This window comes from Actinomadura chokoriensis (genome assembly GCF_041463665.1).
In the GTDB taxonomy this organism is placed as follows: domain Bacteria; phylum Actinomycetota; class Actinomycetes; order Streptosporangiales; family Streptosporangiaceae; genus Spirillospora; species Spirillospora chokoriensis_A.
Window position 1 is genome coordinate 1 of sequence record NZ_JAXCEJ010000060.1, and the last position, 3,779, is coordinate 3,779.

Below are 3,779 nucleotides of genomic sequence, written 5' to 3' on the forward strand. Positions count from 1 at the left end.
CGTAGACCTCGTCGCCGGTCACCCAGGATGCGATGACGCCGGCGTCCAGTGCGCGGCCGATCATGCGGGCGGCCAGGGCGGGTTTGGTGGCGAAAGCGACGGTGTCGGGGATCCCGGCGGCCCTGCAGCGGCCCGCGTCCTGGGTCCAGGAACGCGGGACATACAACTCCCGGTCGATCGCCGCGTGCCCGAGCGGGGTGGAGTAGGCGAGGTAGACGGCGACCTGACTGTTCTCGATGCGTCCGGCGGTGCCGGTGTACTGGCGTTGCACGCCCACTGTGTGCGTGCCCTTCTTCAGGTCGCCGGTCTCGTCCACGACCAGCACCGCGTCCTGGTGGTGCAGGTGCTCGACGACGAAGCCGCGCAGGTCATCGCGTACCGCGTCTGCATCCCACCTGGCCCTGGACAGCAGGTGCTGCAGACCGTACGGGTTGGCGTCCCCGGCATGCTCGGCGAGCGTCCAGCAGTTCTTGCGCGGCAGGTCCGACAGCAGCCCGAGCACCAACGCCCGGGCCCGGCGCCGGGGTTCAACCCGGCCGAACCGTCCCGCGATGCGACCCATCAAAACCTCGAACGCTTCCTGCCAGCGGCCAGGATCTATGCTGTGACCTGCGGCCACCGACTGATCTTCTGTCTTCACACACCGATGATCACCGGTGGCCGCACCCATTCCCGGACCAGCCCCGACCAGCAAGCTCGCGATCTACAACTGGAGTACTAGCGGCAACTGCCCGCCGACTTCTCGCCCTGGAAGACGGTGTACTGGTACTTCGTGCGGTGGAAGAAGCAGCGGGTCATGCTGCGGATGCTGGACGTGCTGCGGCAGAGGGTCCGCCAGGCCGCGGGCGGCCGGGACGCCGCCCTCGGCGCGGGCATCATCGCCTCCCAGACCGGGAAGGCAGCCGGTACCGTCGGCTGGGGAGAACGCGCGGGTATGACCCGGGCAAGAGGGTGGCCGGACGCAAGCGCTTCATCGTCACCGACACCCCGCCGCCCGCCAAGCCCACCGCCCCCTCGAGTACCTATAACGAGACTCTTCTCAAACACCTACTAAGACATAGACGGGCGCTTGCGCTCGGCTTTGGGGCGGCGCTGCGGGAGTAGATCATTGGGGATGCCGAGGTCCCGGATTGCGCTCTGCAATGTCTTGTTGAGCGGATCCCCGCTGATCATGGGGGAGATGATGAGGCCAGCCTGGATGAGACAGACCGTCGTCCAGATGGTGTTAGCCCGGCCCTTGTGGTCGGCCGCGAACCGGAGGGCCACGCTACCGTCCTTGAGAGGTTCCAGATAGCCGAACGCCGTCCACGCGCTCGCGTGAGTGTAGTCGCACAGGTTCCGGTACACCGGGTACATGTCAGCGTTACCGAAAGCGGTATCCATCTGATCGAATGAGTCGAACTCCCCCTTGATCTTGTTGTGCCAGTCAGCCGCCGGGGTTCCTGGTGCTGGGATGGTCGAAGGCCGCGAGCCGACCGACACTCCGTCCGGCAACTTCCAGTTCGCTCGTTCCAGGTTCTCGATCAGCTTCTTGCGGTTCTCCCAGGTGGAGTCCTCCACCACGGCGATCCCTGCGGCGCCGACGTCGGCAAGCCAGATCATCGAGTAGGTGTGTTCCAGTATCGCCCGTACGAGGGGTGTCGTCTCGATCGTGTGGCCTGCATCGACGAGTGTGCGCAGGGCGGTCGCGGTCCGGTTGATATGCCGCCACCAGCCGAACAGGGTGGGAAACTCCACCGCACGCTGTCGGTCGACGTCCACGCCCTGGTCGGCGGAGGCGATCTGGTCCGCCTCCGCTATCAGTACACCGGCGATCGCCTCAGCGCGCTTTAGGGTCTTCTTGTTGTCCCCAAACCTGTACTCTGCCATGGCAACGTACGCTGGCAGAGATTGCCGACATCTTCCACCGCCGCCGGTCAGCACCGGGTCCCAAACAGGGTTTGCGCGACCGCAACACTCTAGCGGGCGACCAAGCCACCAAATGCCGGAAAGTAGCGGTGGCCGCGTGCGAGACTCGGAACGTGGAGCAGTTGATCGTCAGCGTTGAGCAGGACCATCTCGAAGGGTTGATCAAGTCCCCCGTCGCGGGACTCGCCGAGTTGGTCTGGAACGCCCTGGACGCAGACGCCTCTACTGTGAGCGTCGACCTGGCGACCAACGCTATGGACGGGATCGAAGCCGTCACGGTCACCGATGACGGCACGGGCAGACGGTGAGTCCGGAGGGGTGGGGGCGTGGATGATCCGCGAAAGGACGCCCACGTGATCGTCATCAAATATGCGATCCGGTCTTCACCCCCGCACTCGATGAAGTTTTCAAAGCCGAATGGCTCGGGGTCGTAAGGATTTTGCCACGGGCACCATGGATGAATGCTATCTGTGGGGCGCCTAAGTGGTGCCATTCGTCGCGACCTGCTGGACCGACTGTTGATTCTGGGGGAGCGGCACCTGGCCATGGTGCCCGGCGACGCACATTCTCAGTCGCTTTACCAGTCATCATCGAGATCTTTGTGATGCTTATAATGCTCCTCAAGTTCTACAAGTGTCACTTGTTCATCTTCGATCTGTGCGACCGAGTACTGGAAAAATGATTCGGGAGCTGCAACTATGTCTTGTACCGCCTCGCCGAGCAGTGGGAGACCTTGGTGGGTGTAGTACGTCACCGCATCGAGTGTCGAGGCGACCCAACTCGCCTTCTGGTAGAGGTGGAGCGCTACCGCGATAGAGCGCTCCGAAAGGAATAGGTCGACAGGATCAAGGATCGCAAATGCCGATGCCTCAAGATCGCCGTTTGTGCAGAGAGTTCGCACCGCGTGGATGACGGCGACACGGATAGAGAGAAGATGGTGCACCCGGTCAGACAGCGTGGCATCAGCGCACAACTGACCCCATGACTTGAGCGTGGCTACCGCCGCTCGTTCGTTCCAAAGGGAATCGAGATGTTCGTACCTTCCTGCACCATTCGCGAATCGTTCGATCATGTCGGTGAGCGCCGGATCTAGGTAGTCTGCGGGGCGCACAGCCGGGGCCTTGTGGAGTGCTGGCCCAGTGCTGAAGTCCAACTTTTCGACAGCGTCCAACAACTCGCCGATCTTGTGACCGAAAGGCCTTAGTGGCGGAAACGTGCCGTCCGTCACGAACCCATGGCAGGCAATCGTCAACTTGCAGAGCCGCTCCAATCCGCTTGTATAGGCGTGCAAGCCGACGTGGAGGGGATACATCTGAGCATGGCCAACGGGCCAATCGTCGTCACGAATCGGTACCGCGCAAAGCCTGCGAACACCCGTCGCCACCAGTTCGGAGGCGAACAGCGTCTCAGAGACGAGATAGTTCCACCGGGTTGGCATCAAGGTGCCTCCAGTCCGTGGCGCACACGTCGCAACACGCCGCGAGTCTAGGGGAGTCAGATCGAGGTGCACGATGCATTTTCGTTCCGTGGGCGGCTCCCATCTTGAAGTCGCTGGTCAGAGGCTGATCGCGACCCGCTCGGCGCTGTGCCTGCCGAAAGCTACGTCCGTGCAGGTGAGAAGTGCAGGGGTGGGCTCCGATGCGGAGCTTGATCAGTCCCAAGGACAAGCTGCTGTCGACGGCGCCTCAATACTGGCTCTGGCACACATTTCGTGATCGGCTCAGTCGGCGAGCAGGATGCGCTTGCGGAGGAGGTCGGGGTTGGCGCGGCCGTACATCTGCCTCTTGATCATTTTACAAGTTACGTGGCATCAGCCGCGGAGACGATCATGGTCTCTTCGGTCTCACCCACGGACTTGAGGGGCTGTGTTG

At 62.7% G+C, this 3,779-nt stretch carries 5 protein-coding genes; 1 reads left to right on the forward strand and 4 read right to left on the reverse strand.

The window, feature by feature from the left end; translation table 11 throughout:
• From SM418_RS37760 to SM418_RS37770, 3 genes are all read right to left on the reverse strand, one after another.
• Window positions 1-562, reverse strand: a 562-nt coding sequence (locus SM418_RS37760; RefSeq protein WP_371946451.1) for an IS701 family transposase, incomplete at its 3' end; no start/stop codon positions are given.
• A gap of 155 nt (window positions 563-717) precedes the next feature.
• Window positions 718-876: a hypothetical protein gene (locus tag SM418_RS37765; protein WP_371946450.1), complete on the reverse strand. Its 159-nt coding sequence runs from the start codon at window positions 874-876 to the stop codon at window positions 718-720.
• 174 nt (window positions 877-1,050) lie between these two features.
• Entirely contained in the window at window positions 1,051-1,869 is an 819-nt protein-coding gene (locus tag SM418_RS37770; protein ID WP_371946449.1) for a DUF5677 domain-containing protein, read from the reverse strand.
• A 152-nt stretch (window positions 1,870-2,021) separates the two neighbouring features.
• On the opposite strand from SM418_RS37770, the gene SM418_RS37775 reads away from it, so the two are divergent.
• On the forward strand, window positions 2,022-2,216 hold the full coding sequence (locus tag SM418_RS37775) for an ATP-binding protein (RefSeq protein ID WP_371946448.1): 195 nt from the start codon (window positions 2,022-2,024) through the stop codon (window positions 2,214-2,216).
• Window positions 2,217-2,485: 269 nt separating this feature from the next.
• Here SM418_RS37775 and SM418_RS37780 read toward each other — a convergent pair whose 3' ends face one another.
• A complete protein-coding gene (locus SM418_RS37780; protein ID WP_371946447.1) occupies window positions 2,486-3,346 on the reverse strand; it encodes a hypothetical protein in 861 nt (286 codons plus the stop codon).
• Between the last annotated feature and the right edge of the window lie 433 nt (window positions 3,347-3,779).